The sequence below is a fragment of the Cellulomonas sp. P22 genome, from assembly GCF_044392165.1.
In genome coordinates this window covers 155,753-176,130 of sequence record NZ_JBISBW010000003.1, presented here as the reverse complement: position 1 = coordinate 176,130, position 20,378 = coordinate 155,753, and the positions used below count along the sequence as shown (strand labels likewise).

The window sequence follows — 20,378 nt, the reverse complement described above, 5'->3', positions numbered from 1 at the left end:
TGACGACGTGATGAGCAGCGCAGCCGACCAGCTCGTCGAGAAGCTCGGGGTCCAGCTGGACCCCGAGCTTCTTGTGCTGGCACTGACCCACCGGTCCTTCGCGCACGAGGCCGGTGGCATCCCCACCAACGAACGGCTCGAGTTCCTCGGTGACACCGTGCTCGGTCTCGTGGTGACCGAGGAGCTGTACCGCACCCACCCCGGGCAGTCCGAGGGTGAGCTAGCCAAGATGCGTGCGGCGACGGTCTCGCAGCGGGGTCTGGCCCTCGTGGCCCGTGAGCTCGACCTGGGCTCCTACGTGCTGCTCGGCAAGGGCGAGCTCGCGACCGGCGGCAACGACAAGGACTCGATCCTTTCCGACACGCTCGAGGCGCTGTTCGGCGCCGTCTACCTCGCGCACGGTCTCGAGCCCGCACGCCGCGTCGTGCTCGGGCTGGTGGGTCCCACCCTCGAGGCCGCAGCCGACCTGGGCGCCGGCCTGGACTGGAAGACGAGCCTGCAGGAGCTCGCCGCCGAGCTGAGCCTGGGCGCACCGGTGTACGAGGTCGTCGGCGAGGGCCCCGACCACGCCCGCACGTTCACGGCCCACGCCGTGGTGGGCGGGCAGGTGCGCGGCACCGGCACCGGACCCGCGAAGAAGCTCGCCGAGCAGCAGGCCGCTGCGGACGCCTACGGGGCGCTCGAGGCCCTGCCGCGCACGACGGCGCCGTCCGCCTGAGCCGCCACCGGGTCGCGCGCCGTGCCGGAGCTGCCTGAGGTCGAGACGGTCCGTGACGGCCTCGCCCGCCACGTGGTGGGCCGCACCGTCACGGGCGTCGACGTGCGCCGCGACTACAGCGTGCGCCGGCACCAGGGCGGTCCCCTCGACTTCGCGGGTCAGCTGACCGGCCGCCGCCTCGACGCCGCTGTACGCCGCGGCAAGTTCCTCTGGCTGCTGCTCGACACCCCGACGGGCGAGGTGCCGGACGCCGCGCTGATGGCGCACCTGGGCATGAGCGGCCAGCTGCTGGTGCGCACCACTGCTGACGACGCACGCACCGCGGACGTCCACCCCCACCTGCGCGTGCGGCTACGGCTCGACGACGGTGGCGCGCTCGACTTCGTGGACCAGCGCACGTTCGGGCACCTGACTGTCACCGAGCTCGTGCCGACCCCCGACGGGGCGCCAGGCGGGGCCGGGTCGCCGTGGCCGGTGGTGCCGGAGCCGGCCGCGCACATCGGCCGCGACCTGCTCGACCCGGCGCTGGACCGGCCCGCGCTCGTCGCACGGATCCGCGGCCGACGCACGGGGCTCAAGCGGGCGCTGCTCGACCAGACCCTCACGTCGGGGGTGGGGAACATCTACGCCGACGAGGCCCTGTGGCGCGCCCGTCTGCACTACGCGCGCCCCACCGAGACGCTGCGCCGCGCCGAGGTCGAGCGGGCGCTCGACGCGGCCGCCGAGGTGATGCGCGAGGCCCTGGCGCAGGGCGGGACGAGCTTCGACGCGCTGTACGTCGACGTCAACGGTGCCTCGGGCTACTTCGACCGTTCGCTCGCGGTGTACGGGCAGGAGGGTCGGCCGTGCCCCCGCTGCGGGACGCCCGTGCGCCGCGACGAGTTCATGAACCGCTCGTCCTACACCTGCCCCGTCTGCCAGCCGCGGCCCCGCAACGCGCACTGGTGACCCGACCCCGCCCGGGCGTCGTCAGCGGGTGAGGGCGTTGGCCAGCGGTCGACCCTCGACGAACGCCGCGAGGTTGGTCGTGAGGAACTCCGAGGCCCCCGTGGGGCGTCCGCCCGCGGCGTGCGGGGACACGAGGATGCGCGGCTCGTCCCACAGCGGCGAGTCGGCGGGCAGGGGCTCGGTCGCGAAGACGTCCAGGGCCGCGCCGGCGACCGATCCCGCGCGCACCGCCGCGAGCAGCGCAGCCTCGTCGAGCGTCGAGCCGCGCCCCACGTTGACGACCCAGGCGTGCGGCGGCAGCGCGGCCAGCACGTCCGTGCCGATCGCGTCGCGGGTCGAGGGCGTCGCGGGCAGGATGCCGATGAGCAGGTCCGTCGTGGGGAGCGCCTGCGTGATGTCGGACGACGCGATCACGGGGTAGCCCGCCCGCTCGCCCGCGGTCGTCGCGACACCCGTGACCTCCGCGCCGAGCGCGGTCAGGAGCGGGGCCAGCCGGCTCGCGATGGACCCGAACCCCCACACGAGCACCCGTGCGCCGTCGAGCGTGCGGAACGAGCCGCGTTCGCGCACGGGCTGCGCGCCCCCGAGCTCTCGGGCCCACCGGTGCGCGTCCTGCGCGCGGACCAGCTCGGGCAGCCGGCGCGCGACCGCGAGCACCAGGGCGAGGGTGTGCTCCGCGACCGGGCCGTCGTGCAGCCCGCGTCCCGAGGTGATCACGACGTCGGGGGCGAATCCCGCCTCGAGGACGGCGTCCGGGCCCGCGGGCAGCGCCGCGACCCATCGCAGCCGTGGCAGGCGGCGAGCCTCGGCCGCGAGCAGCCGGGGAGGGTTGGTCCAGGACACGAGGACCTCGGCGTCCGTGTGCTCCTCGGGGATCGGCTGCCGGACGTCGTACGCGACGGTCTCGACGCCGTCGGGAAGCTCCGGAGCGAGCTCGATGCTCGTGGGGAGCAGAACCTTGACCATGTGTCCTCGTCGTTCGGTGGGTCATACGTCGGTGCAGGCGCGTGCGCTCGATACGATGCCACGGTGCCCCCGATGAACACTGCACCAAAGCCGGAACGTCACGGTCCGATCACCGTCATGATCGTCGACGACCACGAGGTCGTCCGGCGAGGAATCGCCGAGGTCGTCGAACGCGCCGAGGGGATGACGGTGATCGCCGAGGCGGGCTCCGTCGCCGACGGCCTGCGCCGCGCCTCGCTCGTCCAGCCCCAGGTCATGCTCGTCGACCTCCAGCTCCCCGACGGCACGGGGATCGACCTGATCACGGCCGTGCGGGCCCAGCACCCCGAGGTGCGGGCCATCGTCCTGACGTCGTTCGACGACGACGACGCCCTCGCGGCGGCGCTCGAGGCCGGTGCGGCGGCGTACCTGCTCAAGAGCGTGCGTGGCGCCGAGATCACCGACGTGGTCCGTGCGGTCGCCTCGGGTCGGACGCTGCTCGACGAGCGGACGGTCACGCGACGTCGGGCCGGCCACGACGACCCGACGGAGAACCTCACCCCGAGCGAGATGAAGGTGCTGGACCTGATCGGCGAGGGCATGTCGAACCGGGAGATCGCCGAGCGGCTCGGTGTCGCCGAGAAGACGGTCAAGAACCACATCACGTCGTTGCTCGCGAAGATGGGTCTTCAGCGGCGCACGCAGGTCGCCGCGTGGGTCTCGGCCCGCAAGCACAGCGGCTGGCGCGCCGAGACGGGTCGCTGAGCCGACCTGCCGCACCCGCACGACGACGCCCCCGGCTCGCGCCCTGCACCCCTCGGGGGCGGGGCGACGGCCCGGGGGCGTCGTCGTGCGTGGGTGCCGGACGTCCCGGATCAGGCGAGCGGGGCCGACCAGCTCAGGAGCGTGCCGGTGCCCGAGGGCGGCACCCCCAGGCTGAACGTGCCGCCGTGCTGACGCGCGCGGGCCGCGAGGTTCCCGGTGCCCGAGCGTCGGTCGCGCGACGTGGGCAGGCCCGCGCCGTCGTCCTCGACCTCGACGGTGACGGTGCCCGAGGGGCCCGTGCCCCGCACCGCGATCTGCACCGTGACCGAGGAGGCGTGGGCGTGGCGGGCGGCGTTCGCGAGCCCTTCACGCACGACGGCGACGACGTCGTCGGCCAGGTCGGCGCGCACCCGGGCGTCGAGCTGGTCGACCTCGAGGTAGTCGCCGTCGGGCAGCGGGACGTCGTCGAGGTTCAGCACGAGCGACGGTGCGAAGCCGAGCCCGGTGCGTGCGAGGCTCGCCTCACGGCGCAGGCGCTCCACGAGGCTCGTGGCGGCATCCGGGTCGCGCAGCGCGTAGACGATCTGGCGGATCTGCCGCACCGACCCGTCGACGTTGTCGAGGGCCTCCTCGACGATGCTCGTGAGCTCGGTCGCGTCGACCCCGCGGGCCGCCCGACGCCGCACGGTCTCGAGCTGCATGCCCGTCGCGAACAGCTGCTGGATCGCCATGTCGTGCAGGTCGCGCGCGATCCGCTCCCGCTCGTCGAGCAGCGCCGCGACGTCCTGCGCGTGCCGTGCCTCGGCCAGCACGAACGCGAGGGCGGCCTGGGAGGCGAACGACTCGGCCTTGATCAGGTCGTTCGGGTCGAACGGGGCGCTGCCGATGCGGCGCAGCAGGATGAGGACGCCGACGCCGCGCCCTGAGGTCTGCAGGGGCGCGAACAGCGCGGGGCCGAACGCCCGCATCGGCACGACCCGCACCACGCGAGACCTCGACAGCGACTCGACGAGCAGTCCCCGGCCCTCGGTCATGACCGACCACGACCGTCCGTCGGGCGGCATGATCTGGCCGACCAGGCTGTCGGCCGCATGGCCGTCGGCGAGCTCGATCATGAGCTCGCCGTTCATGCCCGGCAGGGCGAGCGCCGCGGTGTCGGCGTCGGAGACGTCGCGGGCGGTGGCGGCGATGTGCGCGAGCGCGTCCTCTTCGTCGACCCCCGAGAGCAGCATCGTGGTGATGTCCTGGCCCGCACGCAGCCAGTGCTCGCGACGCGCGGCGTCGGCATAGAGCTGGGCGTTCGACACCGCGACCCCGGCCGCAGCAGCGAGCGCCACGACCACAGTGGCGTCGTGCTCGGTGAAGCCACCGGGCTTGTCGGACAGGTACAGGTAGCCGAACACCTGGTGGCGCACCCGGACCGCCGCCCCCAGGAACGAGCCCATCGGCGGGTGCCCGGCGGGGAAGCCCTCGAACGCGGGGTGCTGGGTCAGGTCGTCGAGGAGCAGCACGCCCTGGGACGGGATCTTGCTGAGGACGCCGACGGCGTGCGGCGGGTGGCCCAGCATCGCGGCGATCGCCGCGGGGACGCCGGTCTGCACGAACGTGGTGGAGGCGCCGCGCTTGTCGAGCACGTTGATCGCGCCGTACGGGGCACCGGTGAGTTCGGCGCTCACGTGCACGAACCGCTCGAGCACACCCGGGAGGTCGAGGTCGCTCGCGACCGAGAGGACAGCGTCGAGCAGCTCGGTCAGCCGTTCTCCTGAGACGCCGTCGTCGACGATCGTGCCACCGCGCGGCGATCTCGCGCTCATGGGTCCTCCGGGTCCTCGTGCTCACGTGCGAAGCCCTCACGGTAGCCCGGGTCCGACGAGAGCAGCGCCACATGCGTGCCGCGCGCCGTGACACGTCCCCGGTCGAGCATGACGACCTCGTCCGCGGCGTCGAGCGGGGTGAGCCGGTGGGTGACCACCACGACGCCGCGTCCGCCGCGCTGCGTGAGCAGGTCCCGGACGAGCCGATCGGCGGTGTCCGCGTCGAGGTGCTCGGCGGGTTCGTCGACCAGCAGCAGCGGGGCGGGGGAGAGCAGCGCGCGGGCGAGCAGGAGCCGGCGGCGTTCGCCGCCCGAGACGCTCTGGGCGTCGGGCCCGAGCTCGGTGTCGACGCCGTCGGGCAGCCCGGCGAGCCACGGGCCGAGGCCTGCGCGGTCGAGGGCGTCGCGGGCCTCGGCGGGGGTCACGTCGCCGCGGGCGACCCGGAGATTCTCGAGCACCGACGTCTCGAAGACGTGCGCGTCCTCGGAGGTGAGGACGACGCTGCGCGCGATCTCGTCGCGCGTGAGGCCCGCGAGGGGGGTGCCGTCGAGCGCCAGCTCGCCGCCGCGCGCGGGGATGAGGCCGGCGAGGGTCAGCAGCAGGGTCGTCTTGCCCGTGCCGCTCGGCCCCACGACGGCGATCGAGCGCCCGGGCCGCACGTCGAGGTCGAGCCCCTGCACCACCGGCTCGCGCCCGGGCCAGCCGCACACGAGGTCGCGGGCCCGCAGGTCGGCGGGACGTTCCGCACCGGGGGAGAGCGTCGCCGCAGGTCCGGCCAGCGGTCCGGCGTCCAGCAGCTCGAGGTCGGTGGTGCCCGTCGGTGCGGCCTCGTCGAGCAGCGCCATGATCCGGCGCGCCGCCGCGCGCGAGCGCTGGAGCTGGATCGCGGCGGTGGGCAGCACCGACGTGGCCTCGAACGACGCGAGCGGTGTGAGCACGATCACGGCGAGCGCGACGTGCGAGAGCGCACCCGCCTCGACCGCCGGGATGCCGAGCAGCAGGGCCGCGAGCACCGCGAGCCCCACCGCGAGCGCGCCGAGGGCCGCGCCCAGCGCCGCGGGACGGGCGCCGGCGTCGGTCGCCGCGGCCAGGTCACGGTCGGCCGCGCGCAGGGCGTCGAGCTCGGCCGGGGCGCGGCCCTGCACCGTGAGCGGTCCGGCGTCGTCGAGCAGCCCGAGGGCGACGGTCGAGATCGCGGCCTTGGCCTGGGTCGCCCGCTGCTCGCTCGTCCGGGCGGCACGCGCTGCGAGCCACGGCGCCACGACACCCGCCAGCACGAGGCAGACCGCGAGGCTCAGCCCCGCGGCGGGCAGCAGCACGCCCATCGCCACGACCGTCCCGAGGCCCAGCACCGTCGCGACGGCGGCGGGCAGCAGGCCGCGGACCACTGCGTCGCCCACCGCGTCGACGTCGGCGCCGACCCGGGTGAGCAGGTCGCCGCGGCGCAGGCCGAGGGTGGCCTCGGGGCGTCCCACCGCGAGCCGGCGGTAGAGCGAGGTGCGCAGGTTCGCCATGCCCCGCAGGGCCACGTCGTGCGAGACGAGCCGCTCGACGTAGCGGAACACCCCGCGCCCGATGCCGAAGGCCCGCACACCGACCGTCGCGATCGACAGCGTCAGCACGGGCGGCATCTGCGAGGCCCGGGCGATGAGCCACGCCGAGACGCCCGCGAGGGCCACGGCGCAGCCCAGCCCGAGCACCCCGAGCAGCACAGCGAGGGCGACCCGGGTCGGTCGCACGTCGAGCAGCGCGACAGCCCGCCACAGCGGGTCGCGGCTGCGCGCGAGCAGGCCGGGGCGCCGGTCGGACGCCGGGCGGGGGGTGGTGGTCGTGGTCACGGGCGGGCCTCCGTCGGGTCGGCGTCGGCGGTCGGTCCGGTGTCGGCGTCGGCGAGCGGGTCGGCGAGCGGGTCGGCCGCCGGGTGCACCTCGACGACGTGGTCCGCGAGGGCCATGAGCGAGGCGCGGTGCGCGACGAGGACGACCGTGCGTCCCTCGTCGCGCAGGGCCTCGACTGTGCGCAGCACCACGTCCTCCGAGGCGGCGTCGAGGTGGGCGGTCGGTTCGTCGAGCAGCACGAGAGGGGCGTCCGACACGAGCGCACGCGTCAGGGCGACCCGCTGGCGCTGGCCGACCGAGAGACCCGCCCCGCCGCGTCCGAGCGGGGTCTGCCACCCGAGGGGGAGCGTCGCGACCACGGCGTCGAGGCCGGTGAGGGCGGCCGCGCGGTCGCGGCGGCCATGTGCGTCGCCGGACGGGCCGGAGACGACGTCGGCGATCGTGCCGGGCTCGAGCACGGGACGCTGCGGCAGCCAGGCGACCTGGGGCCAGTACGTGCTGGGGTCGACGTCGGCGAGCGGCACGGGTGCCACGCCGGGGGCCGTCACCTCGACGGTGCCCGCATCGGGGCGCAGGAGCCCGAGCAGCACCGCGACGGCCGTGGTCTTGCCTGACCCGCTCGGCCCGGTGAGCGCGAGCACCTGCCCGGGGGACACGTCGACGTCGAGGCCGGCGGGGGCGAGGACCCCACGTCCTGGTGCCCGCACGCTGACGTCGCGCAGGCGCACGGTCGCTGTGCGCAGGTCGGGGCAGGGGAGCGTGCCGTGCGTCGGCACCGGGGTCTCGAGCACGGCGAAGACCCGGTCGGCCGCCGCGACCCCGTCGGTCGAGGCGTGGAACTGCGCGCCGACCTGGCGCAGCGGCAGGTACACCTCGGGCGCGAGGACGAGCACCGTCAGGCCCGTGACCAGGTCGATCTCGCCGTAGACGAGCCGCAGGCCGATGCCGACCGCGACGAGCGCGACCGAGATGGTGGTGAGCAGCTCGAGGACCATCCCCGAGAGGAACGCGATGCGCAGGGTGCTCATCGTCGCCCGGCGGTGCGCGCTCCCCAGCTCGGCGACCCGGCGAGCGGCTCCCCGCTCCCGTCCGAACGCGCGCAGCGTGGGCAGCCCCGCGAGCAGGTCGAGCACCTGCGAGCCGAGCCGTTGCATGACGCGCAGCCACCGGTCCGAGCGCCCCTGCGTCAGGCGCCCCACGAGCACCATGAAGATCGGCACGAGCGGGATGGTCCCCGCGATGATCGCGGCCGAGATCCAGTCGAGCCGCAGCACCACGAGCAGCGTGAGCGGCGTCACCGTCACCGCGAGCACGAGCTGGGGCAGGTACCGCACGAAGTACGGCTCGAGCGCCTCGAGCCCGCGGGTGGCGAGCGTCACGACGCGGGGACCCTCACCGCCGGCGAGCCAGCGTGGGCCCAGCGCGGCGGCCCGCTCGACGACCTGCACGCGGAGCTGGGCGATCGCGCGGGTCGCGGCCCGGTGCGCGTACCGCTCCTGCGCACCCGAGACGAGGGCGCGCAGGGCCACGACCACGGCGAGCCAGACGACGAGCGTGGCGACGTCGGGCAGCAGAGCGCCCTCCTGCACGGCCGCACCGAGCGTGCGGCCGAGCAGGAGGGCCTGAGCGATGACGAGTCCGGCGATGACCAGCCCGAACACGACGGTCAGAGCGAGGTACGTCCGGGCTGCTCGCGCGTAGCGCAGGAGCCGGGGGTCGAGCGGTTTCACGCTGGAGAGTGCCTCATGTTCAATGGGTCTCGCGGCTCGAGCCCGACGTGACGTCGGCCTTCGGGCGCCCGAAGGTGAGCCCGATCGAGTCCGGGATGCTGTCGGCCGAGACGCGCTTGCGGAACACCCAGTACGTCCAGCCCTGGTAGAGCAGGACGAGCGGGGTCAGGATCGCCGCGACCCACGTCATGACCCCGAGCGTGTAGTCCGTCGAGGACGCGTTGTCGACCGTGAGCGAGTTCGCCGGGTCGAACGCGGGCATCACGTCGGGGAACAGCGACCCGAAGATCAGCACCACCGCGGCGACGATCGTCACGGCCGAGGCGATGAACGCCCAGCCCTCGCGACGTGCCCGGGTGGCGACGACGAGCCCGACGAGCGCGAGAGCGGCGACGGCCACGGCGGCCCACGTCCACGGCACCGAGTACGCGACCTGCGCCCACACGGCCCACAGGGCCGCGACGACGAGCGTGACGACCGAGAGCCGCGAGGCCAGCGAGCCCGCACGCTCGCGCACGTCACCGGCCGACTTGAGCGCGAGGAACACGGCACCGTGCGTGAGGAAGAGCAGCGCGGTCGTCGCACCGCCGAGCAGCGCGAACGGGTTGAGCAGCGCGAAGAACCCACCCACGTACTGGTGGTTCGCGTCGAGCTCGACCCCGCGCACGATGTTCGCGAACGCGACGCCCCACAGGATGGCCGGGACCCACGAGCCGATCGTCAGCGCCCAGTCGGCGCGGTTGCGCCAGGCGTCGTCGTCGATCTTGCCGCGCCACTCGAAGGCGACGACACGAACGATCAGAGCGAGCAGGATCAGCAGCAGGGGCAGGTAGAACCCGGAGAACAGCGTGGCGTACCACTCGGGGAAGGCGGCGAACGTCGCGCCTCCCGCGGTGAGCAGCCACACCTCGTTGCCGTCCCAGACGGGCCCGATCGTGTTGATCATGACCCGGCGCTCCTTCTCGCTGCGCCCGAGCGGGCGCAGGAGCATGCCGACACCGAAGTCAAAACCCTCGAGGACGAGGTAACCGGTCCACAGGACCGCGATGAGCAGGAACCAGACCGTCGTGAGCTCCATGACTCCTACCTCAGTACGCGAACGACAGCGGGCGGTCGCCGGCGTCGTCGGAGTGGTCGTTGTCGGGGTTGTCGGGGCTGACGTCCTTCTCGCTGTCGGCGACGCCCTCGATCGCGAAGCGGTGCATGAGCTTGTACCAGACGACAGCGAGGACGCCGTAGAGCGCCGTGAAGGCGACCATCGAGAGGATGACGGTCGAGGCGCTGACGACCTCGCTCACACCGCGCTGCGTGAGCAGCCACACCCCGTCCACCCCGGTGGGGTTGGGGGCCACGACCCACGGCTGGCGACCCATCTCGGTGAAGATCCAGCCGAACGAGCACGCGAGGAACGGCATGGGGATCGCGACGAGCGCGAGGCGAGAGAACCAGATGTTGTCCGTGACCCGGCCCTTGCGGGTGAGCCACAGCGCAGCGAGCGCGAGCGCGGCCGACCCTGCGGCGAGCCCGATCATGAGCCGGAAGCTCCAGTACGTCACAGCGAGGTTGGGGGAGTAGTCGACGTCCGCCCCGTAGAGCTCCTCGTAGCGCTCCTGGATCTGGTTGACGCCCTCGAGCGGGGCGTTGAAGTCGTTGGTCGCGAGGAACGACGTGAAGCCGGGGACCTCGATGAGGTGGCTCACGCCCTCGCAGTCGTTCGTGAGGTCGCCGACCGCCAGGATCGAGAACGATGCCCCGTCGGTGCTCTCGCACAGCGCCTCGGCCGCGGCCATCTTCATGGGCTGCTGCTCGAACATGAGCTTGGCCTGGGTGTCGCCGCTCACTGCGACGCCGACACCGGAGATGAGCATGGTGACCACGCCCAGGATGACGGCCGGGCGGTAGACGTCGCGGGCCTTGTCGACCTCGCCGCGCCGCACGAGCCGCACCATCCACCAGGCGGAGATGCCGGCGACGAAGGTGCCGGCAGTGAGGAACGCAGCCGTGATCGTGTGCGGGAAGGCCGCGAGGAGCGTCGAGTTCGTGAGCACGGCCCCGATGTCGACCATCTCGGCGCGGCCGGTCTCGAGGTTGAAGACCGTGCCGACCGGGTGCTGCATCCAGGAGTTCGCGGCCAGGATGAAGAACGCGGAGAGGTTCGTCGCGAGGGCCACGGCCCAGATGCACGCGAGGTGGATCTTCTTGGGCAGCTTGTCCCAGCCGAAGATCCACAGGCCGAGGAAGGTCGACTCGACGAAGAACGCGGCGAGGGCCTCCATCGCGAGCGGGGCGCCGAACACGTCACCCACGAAGCGCGAGTACTCGCTCCAGTTCATCCCGAACTGGAACTCCTGGACGATGCCGGTCGCGACGCCGATCGCGAAGTTGATGAGCATCAGCTTCCCGAAGAACTTGGTCAGCCGCAGCCAGCGGTCGTTCTTCGTGCGGACCCAGAAGGTCTGCATGATCGCGACGAGCGTCGAGAGCCCGATCGTGAGGGGAACGAAGATGAAGTGGTAGACGGTGGTGATGCCGAACTGCCACCGGGCCAGGTCGAGGGCTTCCACGCGATGTCTCCGTCACGGTACTGAGGGGGGATCGGACCGATGCGGCCTGAGCGAACGGTAGGACCCAAGCCTGAATGGTCCCGGGACCTAGGTCCCACGAGATGAAGAACTGTCAGATCGTGGGCCGTCGTGTCACCACGCTAGCTCGGAGGGCCTGTGCGATACTGACTGCGGATTCCGGGACGCCCACACCGTCCTGATTCCGTGACCGAGCTCGCCGAACCAGGGTATCGCGCTCGCCAGGCGCCGCCGGGTGCCAGCAGGACCCCACCGTGGGGCACTCGCTGGACACGCTGGCAGGCGATGGCGCCGACCGTGATCCGGCAGCCGCCACCGACGACTTCCGTCGCAGCGCACAGCGCGAGCGACGACTGACCGCCACTGGGGCGCCGAGGAGTGTGGCCGGCTCCCCGAGGGGCATGCAGGAGTACCACGAGTGACGCTCGACTTCACCCCCGAGAACAACGACAGCGCGAACGTCGGAGGCGGGGGCACCGCTCCCGAGGCTGCACCGACCAAGCCTGCTCGCCGACGCGCGACCCGCAAGACCGCTCCGCCGACAGACGCGGCCGGTGTGACGGAGGTCGCCGTGACGCCTTCCGCCGCGGCACCCGCTGCCGCAGCGCCCGCTGCCGCAGCGGCTCCGGCGGCGACCGGGCCTGAGGCCGGCTCCGAGCCTGCCGCCGCACCGCGGACCCGGTCCCGGCGTGCCACGAAGGCTGCCGCACCGGCCGCCGAGACCCCCGCGGCCCCGGCACCCACGTCCGACGCCCCCGTCGCCGCCCCGGTGGACGTGGCGCCCGTCGCCGAGCCCACCGCTCCGGCACGGACGACCCGTTCGCGTCGTGCGGTCCGCACGGCACCCACGACCCCGGGTGCCGCCGCGGCCGCGCCGGTCACCGTCGCCGCCACCCCGGTGCACGACGAGCCGGCCACCAGCGCGCCGACCACCAACGCGCCGACCACCAGCGCGCCGACCGAGACGCCCGCCGACGCGCCCGCCGCGCCGCCGGCCCGGTCGCGCAGCCGCCGCTCGACCCGCCCGACCACGGCCCCGGCCGCCGCAGACACGTCGGTGGTCGCCGAGCCCGTGGCCGCGCCCGCCGCCGAGGCCGAGCCGGCCCCCGCCGCCGAGCCTGCCGCGAAGCGCCCCGCGCGCCGTACCCGCAAGGCACCCGCCCCCGCGCCCGTGGCCGAGGTCGACGAGACCGAGGAGACGGACGACGAGTCGGACGAGGCGACGACCGCCGAGGCCACCACCGCCACCGCCCGCAACCTCGACGTCCTGGCCGAGCTCGGTGCGTCGGTCGAGCGGTCGACCGGCACGAAGCCCGCCCGGACCGCGACCACCACGGCGCCCGAGCGCACGACCGGCTCGTCCGACCGAGGTTCGCGCACCGCGCCCCCCGAGCAGCGCAGCGGGTCGCCCCGCCTGGCGACCACCGCCCTGCTGTTCCAGGCGCCGGACACCGACTCCCGCCCCCGCCGCCGCCGGGCCGTCGCGCCCGCCGGCACCCCGCAGATGATCTCGGGGGTCGCCGCCGCGCAGCACACCGAGGACGTGCAGCCCCAGCCGACCGAGCAGGTCGAGGAGGCCCTCGCACCTGCCGAGACGGTCGCCGCTCCCGAGCGTGGCTCGCGCCGCCGTGGGCGTCGCGCGCCGCAGGCCGAGGTCGCGCCCGTGCCCGAGGTCGAGGAGGCTCCCGAGGACGAGGAGTCCACCGAGGCGACCGAGGCCGAGTCCATCGAGGTCGACGAGACGTCCGAGGACGAGCAGTCGGCCCAGCGTCGTCGTCGCCGTCGCGGTGGCCGTGGCCGCCGTGGTCGCAGCACCGACGAGCAGGACGCCGAGACCACCGACACCGACACCGACACCGCCGAGGGCGCCGACGAGGCGACCGCTGGCGAGCATGGTGACGACGAGCACGATGCCGACCAGGACGACCAGACCGACACCGGTGCGGCCGAGGGCGACGACCAGGGCGGCTCGAGCCGTCGGCGTCGGCGTCGTCGTCGCAGCGGCCGGGGCGAGTCGGCCGAGCACGAGCCTGCGGCGCCCACCCGCACGCGCAGCTCGCGCTCGTCGAACGACGAGGTCACCGCGCTGCGCGGGTCCACGCGCCTCGAGGCCAAGCGTCAGCGTCGGCGTGAGGGCCGGGACGCGGGCCGTCGCCGTCAGATCATCACCGAGTCGGAGTTCCTGGCCCGCCGCGAGGCCGTCGAGCGTTCGATGGTCGTGCGTGAGGCCGGTGGCCGCACGCAGATCGCCGTGCTCGAGGACGGCGTGCTCGTCGAGCACTACGTCTCGCGCCAGGCGCAGGTGTCGATGGCCGGCAACGTGTACCTCGGCCGCGTGCAGAACGTGCTGCCGAGCATGGAGGCCGCGTTCGTCGACGTCGGCAAGGGGCGCAACGCCGTGCTGTACGCCGGTGAGGTCAACTGGGACGCCGCGGGCCTCGAGGGTCAGCCGCGCCGCATCGAGCAGGCGCTCAAGTCCGGCGACTCGGTGCTGGTGCAGGTCACCAAGGACCCGATCGGCCACAAGGGCGCCCGCCTGACGTCGCAGATCACGCTCGCCGGCCGGTACCTCGTGTACGTGCCCGGCGGCGGCATGACCGGCATCAGCCGCAAGCTGCCCGAGAACGAGCGCGCGCGCCTGAAGAAGATCCTGCGCGAGATCGTCCCGGACTCCGCGGGCGTCATCGTGCGCACCGCCGCCGAGGGCGCGAGCGAGGACGAGCTGCGCGCCGACATCGCCCGCCTGCAGGACCAGTGGGAGGCCATCGAGAAGAAGGCGAAGTCGGCGTCCGCGCCGGCGCTGCTGCAGGGTGAGCCGGACATGGCCATCCGCGTCGTCCGCGACATCTTCAACGACGACTTCAGCTCGCTCGTGGTGCAGGGCGACGAGGCGTGGGCCACGATCTCCGGCTACATCGGCGAGCTGGCCCCCGACCTGGCGCAGAAGGTCACGCGCTGGACGGGCAACGGCGACGTCTTCTCGGCCCACCGGGTCGACGAGCAGCTGGCCAAGGGCATGGACCGCAAGGTCTGGCTGCCCTCGGGCGGCTCGCTCATCATCGAGCGCACCGAGGCCATGACGGTGGTCGACGTCAACACGGGCAAGTTCACGGGCTCGGGCGGCACGCTCGAGGAGACCGTGACGCGCAACAACCTGGAGGCGGCCGAGGAGATCGTCCGCCAGCTCCGGCTGCGGGACATCGGCGGCATCATCGTCATCGACTTCATCGACATGGTGCTCGAGTCGAACCGCGACCTGGTGCTGCGTCGCCTCGTCGAGTGCCTGGGCCGTGACCGGACCAAGCACCAGGTGGCCGAGGTCACCTCGCTCGGCCTGGTGCAGATGACCCGCAAGCGCGTGGGTCAGGGCCTGGTCGAGGCGTTCAGCGAGACGTGCGAGCACTGCCACGGTCGTGGGTTCATCGTGCACACCGACCCGATCGAGAAGAACGGTCGGTCCGACGCGGGCGCGCCCCAGCAGCAGGTCGCCCCGGCGCCGGCCCCGGCCGCCGCCGAGGGTGAGCCCAAGCGCTCGCGCCGCAAGCGTGGTGCCAAGGAGGCCGCCCCGGCCCCCGCGTCCACGCTCCCGGCCGTGCCGGTGCTGCCCGAGGCACGCGAGGCCGTCAAGGCCACGCTCGCGACCATCGCGGCAGCGGCGGCGCACGCCCACGAGCACGGTGAGGAGCCCGCGGCGGCCCCGCGGGCGACCGCGGCCGAGCTCGAGGCGTTGGCCCCGGCGGCGCGTGAGGTTGCTCACGAGGCGCCCGCCGACGCCCCGGCCCCCGTCCTCGACGTGCTGGCGGCGTTTGCGACCGTTCCCATGAGCACGGACCCCGAGCCCGAGCCGAAGACCCAGGACGAGTCGGGCCGTTCGGACCAGGACGAGGCCGCCGAGCCGCTCGAGCTGACCCCGGTGGACCCCGGACTCTTCGAGGTCGACAGCGACGAGGAGTCGCCGACGGCCTGAACGGGTACGGAGCGCCCCGGGCTCATTTGACCGGGCCAGGGGCGTTCCGTACTCTTGAACGTCGGTACACCTGTGGCGTACCGACGTGCGTGCCCGTGATGTGAGGGTCTTTTCCGCATCCATCACGTAGAGCGCGCCCCCTGACTGATGTTCGACGAGCAGAGATGAGCAGCAACGTGGTGTACGCGATCGTGAAGGCTGGCGGCCGCCAGGAGAAGGTCGCCGTCGGCGATGTCGTCGTGGTCGACCGTCTCGCCGCCAAGGCAGGCTCGACCATCGAGCTCCCCGCCCTGCTGCTGGTCGACGGTGAGAAGGTCACCACCGATGCTCAGGACCTCGCGAAGGTCTCGGTCACCGCGGAGGTCGTCCGGGACGAGAAGGGCCCGAAGATCGACATCCTCAAGTACAAGAACAAGACCGGCTACCGCGTCCGCAAGGGTCACCGCCAGAAGCTGACCCGCCTGAAGGTCACCGGCATCAACTGAGCTTGCGCCGCGGCCGTCGTCCGCGGAGCGTCATCCATCTGAGCACGAAGGCAGGTACGTCATGGCACACAAGAAGGGCGCGAGCTCGTCGCGCAACGGTCGCGACTCGAACGCGCAGCGCCTCGGCGTCAAGCGCTTCGGTGGTCAGGTCGTCAAGGCGGGCGAGATCATCGTCCGTCAGCGCGGCACGCACTTCCACCCCGGCATCAACGTCGGCCGCGGCAAGGACGACACGCTGTTCGCCCTCGCCCCCGGTGCGGTCGAGTTCGGCCAGCGCCGCGGCCGCAAGGTCATCGACATCGTGTCGGCGGCCTGACGCAGCACAACTTGTTCGTCGAAGGGGCGCACCGGTGCGGTGCGTCCCTTCGTCGTTGCAGCAGCACATGAGCACGACCCGCACGAACCGTATGACCCAGCACGAGCAGATGGTCGGCCAGGGGCCGACCCGAGGAGAGTGGTGAACGATGGCGACATTCGTCGACCGTGTCGTCCTGCACGCCAGCGGCGGGGATGGCGGTCACGGCTGCGTCTCGATCCACCGTGAGAAGTTCAAGCCGCTCGCGGGCCCCGACGGCGGCACCGGTGGCCGCGGCGGGAGCGTGACGCTCGTGGTCGACCCTCAGGTCACGACCCTCCTCGACTACCACCACGCACCTCACCGCCACGCGTCCTCGGGCAAGCAGGGCATGGGCGACCACCGCCAGGGCGCCTCGGGTGAGGACCTGGTCCTCCCGGTGCCCGACGGCACGGTCGTGAAGTCGACCGACGGCGAGGTGCTGGCCGACCTGGTCGGCGTCGGCGCGCAGTACGTCGTCGCGGCGGGCGGCCACGGCGGCCTCGGCAACTCGGCGATCGCGTCGCCGCGGCGCAAGGCCCCCGGGTTCGCGCTGCTCGGTGAGCCCGGTGAGGCGCGGGACGTCGTGCTCGAGCTCAAGAGCATCGCCGACGTGGCCCTCGTGGGCTTCCCGAGCGCGGGCAAGTCGAGCCTCGTCGCCGCCATCTCGGCCGCGCGACCCAAGATCGCCGACTACCCGTTCACGACGCTGATCCCGAACCTGGGCGTGGTGCAGGCCGGGTCGGCCCGCTACACCGTCGCCGACGTGCCCGGCCTGATCCCGGGTGCGAGCGAGGGCAAGGGACTGGGCCTGGAGTTCCTGCGGCACATCGAGCGCTGCGCGGTGCTCGTGCACGTGCTCGACTGCGCCACGCTCGAGCCCGACCGCGACCCGCTGAGCGACCTCGAGGCGCTCGAGGCCGAGCTCGCGACGTACTCGGGCGACCTCGGCATCGAGGGTGGTCGCGTGCCGCTCAACGAGCGTCCGCGTCTGGTCGTGCTCAACAAGATCGACGTGCCTGAGGCGCGTGAGCTCGCCGAGCTGGTGCGCCCCGAGCTCGAAGCCCGTGGCCTGCAGGTCTTCGAGATCTCGACCGCGAGCCACGAGGGTCTGCGCGCCCTGACCTTCGCCCTCGGCGAGATGGTCGACCGCGCCCGCCGCGAGGCTCCGGTGCCCGAGGCGACGCGGATCGTGCTGCGGCCCAAGGCGGTCGACGACGCCGGGTTCACCGTCACGCGACGGAACGACGGAGTCAAGGACTACTTCCAGGTGCTCGGCACCAAGCCCGAGCGCTGGGTCCGCCAGACGGACTTCCGCAACGACGAGGCCGTCGGCTACCTCGCGGACCGCCTCGCGCGGCTCGGCGTCGAGGAGAAGCTGTTCGCGGCCGGTGCCGTCTCGGGTGCCACCGTCGTGATCGGCGACGGCCCCAGCGGCGTCGTCTTCGACTGGGAGCCCACGCTGCTCACGGGCTCGGAGCTGCTCGGGGGCCCGCGCGGCACCGACATGCGCATCGAGGACCGTAGCCGCCCGACGCGTGGCGAGAAGCGCGTCGAGTACAAGGACCGCATGGACGCCAAGGCCGAGGCCCGCGCGGAGCTGTGGACCGAGCGCGAAGCAGGGTTCTGGACCGACGACGAGTGAGCCGCGCGTGGTCCGCTGGGCGGGCACTCGCGTGATCGTGGCGCTCTGCGGGGGAGAATGCTCCCCGTGAGCGCTGCTGCACTGCGAGAACGTCGGGACCTGGTCGATGCCCCGCGCGTCGTGGTCAAGGTCGGCTCCTCGTCCCTCACGGGCGCGGACGGCCGGCTCGACCCCGCGCGCCTCGACGCGCTCGTGACCGTGCTCGCGGCGCGGCGGGCCGCCGGCCACCAGGTGGTGCTCGTCTCGTCGGGCGCCATCGCGGCGGCGCTCGGCCCGCTCGGCCTCGCCGCCCGGCCGCGTGACCTCGCGACCCAGCAGGCCGCCGCGTCGGTGGGCCAGGGGCTGCTCGTGGCGCACTACACGCGCTCGTTCTGGGGTCACGGCCTGCGGGTGGGGCAGGTGCTGCTCACGGCCGAGGACACGGTCCGACGCGGCCACTACCGCAACGCGCAGCGGGCCCTGACCCGGCTGCTGGAGCTCGGCGTGGTGCCCGTGATCAACGAGAACGACACGGTCGCGACCGAGGAGATCCGTTTCGGCGACAACGACCGGCTCGCCGCGCTCGTCTCCCACCTGGTGCACGCCGACGCGCTCGTGCTGCTCACCGACGTCGACGGGCTGCACACGGGCCCTCCGTCGCGCCCGGGCTCGGTGCGCATCCCCGAGGTGCGGGGGCTGGCCGACATCGACGGCGTCGACGTGACCTCGCGCGGCAGCGCTGTGGGTACCGGGGGCATGGTGACCAAGCTCGAGTCGGTCGCGATCGCGACCGGGTCGGGCATCCCCGTGGTGCTGACCTCGGCCGACAACGCCGCGCAGGCGCTCGCGGGGGAGGACGTCGGCACCTGGTTCGCCGCGACCGGGCGACGGGCCTCGACGCGGCTCATGTGGCTCGCGCACGCCGCGCGGACCCGCGGCCGGCTGGTGCTCGACGACGGGGCCGTGCACGCGGTGGTGGATCGCCGCACCTCGCTGCTCCCGGCGGGGGTGACGCGCGTCGAGGGGACGTTCGAGGCGGGCGACCCGGTCGAGCTGGCCTCCGAGGACGGCGTCGTCGTGGCGCGGGGCCTGGTCGCGTACTCCTCGTCGGAGATCCCCGACCTGATCGGGCACACGACCTCCGAGCTGCGCGCCGACCTGGGCCCCGGGTACGACCGCCAGCTCGTGCACCGCGACGACCTGGTGCTGGTGCGTCGTCGTCGCGCGGAGGCGACCGCACCCCACCACCGAGGAGTTCGACGATGACCGAGCGACCGGCTCCGCCGAGCACCGCCTACCTCGAGCAGCTCCGCGCGCAGACAGTGCGGCGGCAAGCCGCCTTCGTGCCGTTGGCCTCGCCCCACCGGGGCGCCGACGAGCGGGACGCGGCGAAGGTCCGGGCAGCCGCCGAGGCGCAGCAGGACGACGTCGTCGGGCTCGCCCGGGTCATCCACGCGCACCCGGAGGAGGCGTTCCGGGAGCACCGTGCGGTCGCCGAGATCGCCGACCTGCTCGCCCGGCACGGGATCGCCGCGACGGTCGGCTCGCACGGGCTGGCCACCGCGCTGCGCGCCGGGCTGACGTCGGCGGGACCCGACGCGGGGGCGCCGGACCCGGCGGCCGGACCCACCGTGGCGATCGTCGCGGAGTACGACGCGCTGCCGGGGATCGGGCACGCGTGCGGCCACAACGTGATCGCGGCGGCGGCCGTCGGGGCGTTCCTCGCGTTGCACCGTGCGGTCGCCGAGGGTGCCGTGCTGCCCGGCCGGGTGCTGCTGCTGGGCACCCCGGCCGAGGAGGGGAACTCGGGGAAGGAGATCCTCGCGCGGGCCGGGTTCTTCGACGGGGTCGACGCGGCGATCATGGTCCACCCGTTCGGCTACGACGTGGCCGACCACCCGTTCCTGGGTCGCCGCCGGCTGCGCGTGACGTACCACGGTGTCGCGGCGCACGCGTCGGCGAGCCCGTTCATGGGGCGCAACGCGCTCGACGCCGTCGCCCTCAACTACCAGGCGGTCGGCTTTCTGCGGCAGCACATCCCGCCCTCGGACCGCGTGCACGGCATCGTGCTCGAGGGCGGGGAGCGGCCCAGCGTGGTGCCCGAGCGCGCGACCGTCGAGTACTACGTGCGATCGGCGCACGCCGCGACGCTCCGCGACCTGTCGGAGCGCCTGACGGACATCGCCCACGGGGTCGCGCTGGCCACTGGCACCACCGCCGAGGTGACCTGGGACCCGGTGCCGTTCAGCCTGCCGCTGCGCACCAACGCGCCGCTCGCGGAGCGCTGGGCCCAGCACCAGGCCGGTCAGGGACGGACGGCGCTCGCGGGCGGCGTGGTGCCGGAGATCCTCGCCGCGTCGACGGACTTCGGGAACGTGAGCCAGCGGCTGCCCGGCATCCACCCGATGATCGCCGTGAGCGCTCCCGACGTCGCCCTGCACACCCGCGAGTTCGCCCAGGCCGCCGGTGGACCGGCCGGGGACCGGGCAGCCCTCGACGCCGCGGTCGGGCTCGCGCTCACGGCCCTCGACTACCTGGCCGACCCGGAGCTGCGGGCTGCCGTCCGCCAGGACTTCGAGGACGCCGGGGGTCCGGTGGACGTGCCCGGCTACTTCGAGTGAGCAGCAC

General features: G+C 73.6%; 15 protein-coding genes. 9 read left to right on the top strand and 6 right to left on the bottom strand.

Translation table 11 applies throughout. From position 1 onward, the window contains the following. Positions 1 to 10 precede the first annotated feature (10 nt). Together rnc and mutM are read left to right on the top strand one after the other, a co-directional pair. Positions 11 to 718: a ribonuclease III gene (gene rnc, locus ACGIF2_RS03840; RefSeq protein ID WP_396043664.1), complete on the top strand. Its 708-nt coding sequence runs from the start codon at positions 11 to 13 to the stop codon at positions 716 to 718. 21 nt (positions 719 to 739) lie between these two features. Beyond that, positions 740 to 1,666 carry a bifunctional DNA-formamidopyrimidine glycosylase/DNA-(apurinic or apyrimidinic site) lyase gene (mutM, locus tag ACGIF2_RS03835; protein ID WP_396043662.1) on the top strand — a complete coding sequence of 309 codons (927 nt, stop codon included), beginning with the start codon at positions 740 to 742 and terminating at the stop codon, positions 1,664 to 1,666. A 21-nt stretch (positions 1,667 to 1,687) separates the two neighbouring features. On the opposite strand, the gene ACGIF2_RS03830 is transcribed toward mutM, so the two are convergent. Beyond that, positions 1,688 to 2,632, bottom strand: a complete 945-nt coding sequence (locus ACGIF2_RS03830; protein ID WP_396043660.1) for a phosphoglycerate dehydrogenase — start codon at positions 2,630 to 2,632, stop codon at positions 1,688 to 1,690. A 117-nt stretch (positions 2,633 to 2,749) separates the two neighbouring features. Between ACGIF2_RS03830 and ACGIF2_RS03825 the strand changes: the two genes are divergently transcribed. Continuing rightward, positions 2,750 to 3,376 carry a response regulator gene (locus ACGIF2_RS03825; protein ID WP_396043771.1) on the top strand — a complete coding sequence of 209 codons (627 nt, stop codon included), beginning with the start codon at positions 2,750 to 2,752 and terminating at the stop codon, positions 3,374 to 3,376. A 110-nt stretch (positions 3,377 to 3,486) separates the two neighbouring features. Here the strand turns inward: ACGIF2_RS03825 and ACGIF2_RS03820 are convergent, their stop codons facing one another. From ACGIF2_RS03820 to ACGIF2_RS03800, 5 genes are read right to left on the bottom strand one after another with little or no spacing between them, the layout of a single operon-like run. Next, positions 3,487 to 5,190 (bottom strand): GAF domain-containing sensor histidine kinase, encoded by a 1,704-nt coding sequence (locus ACGIF2_RS03820; protein WP_396043658.1) that lies wholly within the window; start codon positions 5,188 to 5,190, stop codon positions 3,487 to 3,489. Next, positions 5,187 to 7,028, bottom strand: coding sequence for a thiol reductant ABC exporter subunit CydC (gene cydC, locus ACGIF2_RS03815; RefSeq protein ID WP_396043656.1), 1,842 nt, complete (start codon positions 7,026 to 7,028; stop codon positions 5,187 to 5,189). Before cydC ends, ACGIF2_RS03820 begins: the two co-directional genes overlap by 4 nt. Continuing rightward, entirely contained in the window at positions 7,025 to 8,758 is a 1,734-nt protein-coding gene (gene cydD / locus ACGIF2_RS03810) for a thiol reductant ABC exporter subunit CydD (RefSeq protein ID WP_396043654.1), read from the bottom strand. Before cydD ends, cydC begins: the two co-directional genes overlap by 4 nt. Positions 8,759 to 8,777: 19 nt before the next feature. Beyond that, positions 8,778 to 9,836 (bottom strand): cytochrome d ubiquinol oxidase subunit II, encoded by a 1,059-nt coding sequence (gene cydB / locus ACGIF2_RS03805; RefSeq protein ID WP_396043652.1) that lies wholly within the window; start codon positions 9,834 to 9,836, stop codon positions 8,778 to 8,780. 10 nt (positions 9,837 to 9,846) lie between these two features. Next, on the bottom strand, positions 9,847 to 11,322 hold the full coding sequence (locus ACGIF2_RS03800) for a cytochrome ubiquinol oxidase subunit I (RefSeq protein WP_396043650.1): 1,476 nt from the start codon (positions 11,320 to 11,322) through the stop codon (positions 9,847 to 9,849). Between the two features lie 436 nt (positions 11,323 to 11,758). Here ACGIF2_RS03800 and ACGIF2_RS03795 point away from each other — a divergent pair, with 436 nt between their 5' ends. The 6 genes from ACGIF2_RS03795 to ACGIF2_RS03770 all read left to right on the top strand — a co-directional run bounded on the left by ACGIF2_RS03795 (position 11,759) and on the right by ACGIF2_RS03770 (position 20,371). After that, on the top strand, positions 11,759 to 15,307 hold the full coding sequence (locus tag ACGIF2_RS03795; RefSeq protein ID WP_396043648.1) for an Rne/Rng family ribonuclease: 3,549 nt from the start codon (positions 11,759 to 11,761) through the stop codon (positions 15,305 to 15,307). Positions 15,308 to 15,483: 176 nt separating this feature from the next. Then, positions 15,484 to 15,792 (top strand): 50S ribosomal protein L21, encoded by a 309-nt coding sequence (rplU, locus tag ACGIF2_RS03790; protein WP_396043769.1) that lies wholly within the window; start codon positions 15,484 to 15,486, stop codon positions 15,790 to 15,792. 61 nt (positions 15,793 to 15,853) lie between these two features. Next, the gene (rpmA, locus tag ACGIF2_RS03785; RefSeq protein ID WP_396043646.1) at positions 15,854 to 16,108 is read left to right on the top strand and encodes a 50S ribosomal protein L27; all 255 of its coding nucleotides are present in this window, start codon (positions 15,854 to 15,856) and stop codon (positions 16,106 to 16,108) included. A gap of 148 nt (positions 16,109 to 16,256) precedes the next feature. Further along, the gene (gene obgE / locus ACGIF2_RS03780; RefSeq protein ID WP_396043644.1) at positions 16,257 to 17,771 is read left to right on the top strand and encodes a GTPase ObgE; all 1,515 of its coding nucleotides are present in this window, start codon (positions 16,257 to 16,259) and stop codon (positions 17,769 to 17,771) included. 57 nt (positions 17,772 to 17,828) lie between these two features. Further along, positions 17,829 to 19,016, top strand: coding sequence for a glutamate 5-kinase (proB, locus tag ACGIF2_RS03775; protein WP_396043642.1), 1,188 nt, complete (start codon positions 17,829 to 17,831; stop codon positions 19,014 to 19,016). Next, positions 19,013 to 20,371 (top strand): M20 family metallopeptidase, encoded by a 1,359-nt coding sequence (locus ACGIF2_RS03770; RefSeq protein WP_396043640.1) that lies wholly within the window; start codon positions 19,013 to 19,015, stop codon positions 20,369 to 20,371. Before proB ends, ACGIF2_RS03770 begins: the two co-directional genes overlap by 4 nt. Positions 20,372 to 20,378 lie beyond the last annotated feature (7 nt).

Bases quoted from the DNA above. Each gene is read 5' to 3' on its own strand.
- rnc (WP_396043664.1), top strand. From the start codon at position 11: ATGAGCAGCGCAGCCGACCAGCTCGTCGAGAAGCTCGGGGTCCAGCTG.
- ACGIF2_RS03830 (WP_396043660.1), bottom strand. From the start codon at position 2,632: ATGGTCAAGGTTCTGCTCCCCACGAGCATCGAGCTCGCTCCGGAGCTT.
- ACGIF2_RS03825 (WP_396043771.1), top strand. From the start codon at position 2,750: ATGATCGTCGACGACCACGAGGTCGTCCGGCGAGGAATCGCCGAGGTC.
- ACGIF2_RS03820 (WP_396043658.1), bottom strand. From the start codon at position 5,190: ATGAGCGCGAGATCGCCGCGCGGTGGCACGATCGTCGACGACGGCGTC.
- cydB (WP_396043652.1), bottom strand. From the start codon at position 9,836: ATGGAGCTCACGACGGTCTGGTTCCTGCTCATCGCGGTCCTGTGGACC.
- rpmA (WP_396043646.1), top strand. From the start codon at position 15,854: ATGGCACACAAGAAGGGCGCGAGCTCGTCGCGCAACGGTCGCGACTCG.
- obgE (WP_396043644.1), top strand. From the start codon at position 16,257: ATGGCGACATTCGTCGACCGTGTCGTCCTGCACGCCAGCGGCGGGGAT.
- proB (WP_396043642.1), top strand. From the start codon at position 17,829: ATGCTCCCCGTGAGCGCTGCTGCACTGCGAGAACGTCGGGACCTGGTC.
- ACGIF2_RS03770 (WP_396043640.1), top strand. From the start codon at position 19,013: ATGACCGAGCGACCGGCTCCGCCGAGCACCGCCTACCTCGAGCAGCTC.